This is a genomic window from Chitinophaga sp., assembly GCF_035564935.1.
GTDB lineage: Bacteria > Bacteroidota > Bacteroidia > Chitinophagales > Chitinophagaceae > Chitinophaga.
Genome location: NZ_DATMTE010000873.1, coordinates 1 through 2,508 on the forward strand (window position 1 = coordinate 1; position 2,508 = coordinate 2,508).

A 2,508-nucleotide genomic window follows, 5' to 3' on the forward strand; every position below is an offset into this window, starting at 1 on the left:
TTATCCCTGCTTTTCTCTTTTTTAATAACAGGTAAATTTTTTTTAAGACTACTGACATAGGGTTGTCACAACCCGTTGTTTTCTTTGTATTACAAAACAAAAAAATACAGACTTATGGAAAACAACACTTTATCTGCCGCAACTACTACCGCTGTTATTACACCTGAACAGTTACTGAAACACTGGCAGGGCCACCGTGCACTTACCCGCAGGATGATTGAAGCCTTCCCGGATGACCAGCTTTTTACTTTCAGCATTGGCGGCATGCGACCATTTTCCACTTTGGTAATGGAGTTTTGCGGAATGGCCTTTCCGTCTGTATACGGGGTTATTACCGATGAATGGCTGGGCATTGATGTACTCCTAAAAGATACAGGCGTTACAGTTACTCCCACCAATAAAGCAGAGCTACTACAGCTTTGGGATGTTATCACGGAAAAACTCAACGAATGGTGGCCTAAGATCCCCGCGGAAAATTTTCAAAAGCAAATCACTGCCTTCGGACAATATGAAGGAAGATCAGTAAGTATCCTGTTCTACATTTTTGACAATGAAATCCATCACCGCGGACAAGGGTATGTGTACCTCCGCGCCCTTGGCATAGAGCCACCCGCTTTCTGGGACAGGGATCAGAATTTATGATTATGACCTGGCTGCATTAAATTTTTCCCGGTATTCAGAAGGGGTCATTCCCACTGTTTTGCGGAATACCTTTCTGAATGCCTTGGGATCGTTATAGCCCGAATTGTAGATCACTTCTGCCATTTGCTGCCCGGTTTGTTCCAGTAATTTTTTGGCAGCCTCAATACGGGTAAATTGCAGGTATTCAATGGGGGTTACACCGGTTACCTGTTTAAATCTTCTCACAATATTTCTCCTGCTTGACGGGATGTCCCTGATCATTTCTTCAATAGTGCCAACATCCTGGTAACTGGTTTCAATCCGTTGCTGGGCAGAAGCCACCAGGTCGTCGTGATGATTGCGGGCAGGCTGGAAAGTGCTGAAATAGGACTGCTTATCACGGCCCATATCTATCGCAAAAATTTTGGCGGTCCTTATCGCTATTTCAATACCACAATGAACTTCCAGCAAATGAAGCAGCAGGTGGAAGGTAGAGGTAGCGCCGCCACTCGTGTAAATACCTGAATCATGTGTAACGGTTTTATCCGACAGCAGGTTTACTGAAGGAAAAGCGGAGGAAAATTCCCTGCAGGCATCTACATGGGTAGTGGCTATTTTGCCATCCAGCAAACCGGAAGCACCCAGTAAAAATGCGCCGGTACAGAAACTGGCCACTTCGGCGCCATTTTTATATTGCTGTTGCAGCCAGGGAAGATAACACCTGTTTTCTGTAATAGACTGGCGGATATCATCCGTGGTAAATGAAGGTACCAGCACCAGGTTGAAAGTCCCTGCCGCATCCGTTTGTTGCGATGCATAGTCCGGGAAGGCTGCTGCCAGGTGTTCCATATCCGGGGTGTATACCAGGGTTATCTTGAAGGGCGCCGGCTGGTCGTTTTTATGGTAAATCTTGTTGACGGTGTCCAGTACATCTGTTATGGCAGCCAGGCTTAAAAGCTTGTAGTGGCGTATAAGCAGGATCCCAATTTGTAGCATATGGTGGTAAGTTTTTAGTTATCTGCCCAAACATAACGAATTTGTCGCAAATACCCCCTAATATTGACTCTATCGGCATCCATCCGGACTATAATTATAGGGTATCTTACAGTTAGTTTGAGAACCAAAAAAAATGAAATTATTTATGGAAACTGTAAGTACACGGATGCAGGGCATCCTTCCACTTTTTGATCTGCACACGGAATTTTTCCCGAAAGTGCTGGATGGAATTTCAGATGAAGATGCTCATAAAAGACTGGATACACCCGCCAATCATATCGCCTGGCTCACAGGAAGCCTTGTAGAGCAGCGGTTTGACCTGGCAGGTTTACTGAAAGTGGAAGCAACATCTTCTGCAAATGATCTTTTCAAAGATTTCCAGGGAATAAAAAACGGGCAACAATATCCATCTCTCGAAATTTTTAAAAAAGACTGGCAGCGCATTTCTCCTTTATTAAGAACAGCATTGGTAAATGTAACAGATGAACAACTGGATCACATATGGGAATTTCCCGGAATGAAAATGCCGTTTTGGGACCTGCTGACATTTAACATTTACAGGGAAGCCAATTGTATAGGGCAGATTGCCTTGTGGCGGCGGCTGTTGAATTACGAGCCGATGAAATATATGTAATCAAATTAATTGCAATGGTAGAAGTATTTGTAACGAATGTAAAACGGGTAGCAGCGGCGAAAGAAATAGTAGCCCTGCTGCTCCGTAACTTTCCTGATAGTAAAATTAATTTCGACCTCGAAGACTGTGATAAAGTATTAAGGGTGGAAGGAGAAAATTTTCACCCCGGAAAAATAATGATGCTGGTAAATGAAAATGGGTTCCAGTGCCAGGTGATGGAAGATTAAACAACCGTTGTACACAACCCGTTATTCTGT

The 2,508-nt window shown here is 43.9% G+C and carries 4 protein-coding genes; 3 read left to right on the forward strand and 1 reads right to left on the reverse strand.

Translation table 11 applies throughout. From position 1 onward, the window contains the following. The first annotated feature begins 114 nt into the window (after positions 1-114). Positions 115-642 (forward strand): DinB family protein, encoded by a 528-nt coding sequence (locus VN105_RS22775; protein ID WP_325644533.1) that lies wholly within the window; start codon positions 115-117, stop codon positions 640-642. Here the strand turns inward: VN105_RS22775 and VN105_RS22780 are convergent, their stop codons facing one another. Further along, a complete protein-coding gene (locus tag VN105_RS22780) occupies positions 643-1,617 on the reverse strand; it encodes a GlxA family transcriptional regulator (RefSeq protein WP_325644535.1) in 975 nt (324 codons plus the stop codon). A 145-nt stretch (positions 1,618-1,762) separates the two neighbouring features. Between VN105_RS22780 and VN105_RS22785 the strand changes: the two genes are divergently transcribed. After that, positions 1,763-2,251, forward strand: a complete 489-nt coding sequence (locus tag VN105_RS22785) for a DinB family protein (protein ID WP_325644537.1) — start codon at positions 1,763-1,765, stop codon at positions 2,249-2,251. 14 nt (positions 2,252-2,265) lie between these two features. After that, a complete protein-coding gene (locus VN105_RS22790; RefSeq protein ID WP_142688030.1) occupies positions 2,266-2,478 on the forward strand; it encodes a hypothetical protein in 213 nt (70 codons plus the stop codon). Positions 2,479-2,508 lie beyond the last annotated feature (30 nt).

What these genes read in the sequence shown, in the direction of transcription:
- VN105_RS22785 (WP_325644537.1), top strand. Translation starts at nt 1,763, where the DNA reads ATGGAAACTGTAAGTACACGGATGCAGGGCATCCTTCCACTTTTTGAT.
- VN105_RS22775 (WP_325644533.1), top strand. Translation starts at nt 115, where the DNA reads ATGGAAAACAACACTTTATCTGCCGCAACTACTACCGCTGTTATTACA.
- VN105_RS22780 (WP_325644535.1), bottom strand. Translation starts at nt 1,617, where the DNA reads ATGCTACAAATTGGGATCCTGCTTATACGCCACTACAAGCTTTTAAGC.
- VN105_RS22790 (WP_142688030.1), top strand. Translation starts at nt 2,266, where the DNA reads ATGGTAGAAGTATTTGTAACGAATGTAAAACGGGTAGCAGCGGCGAAA.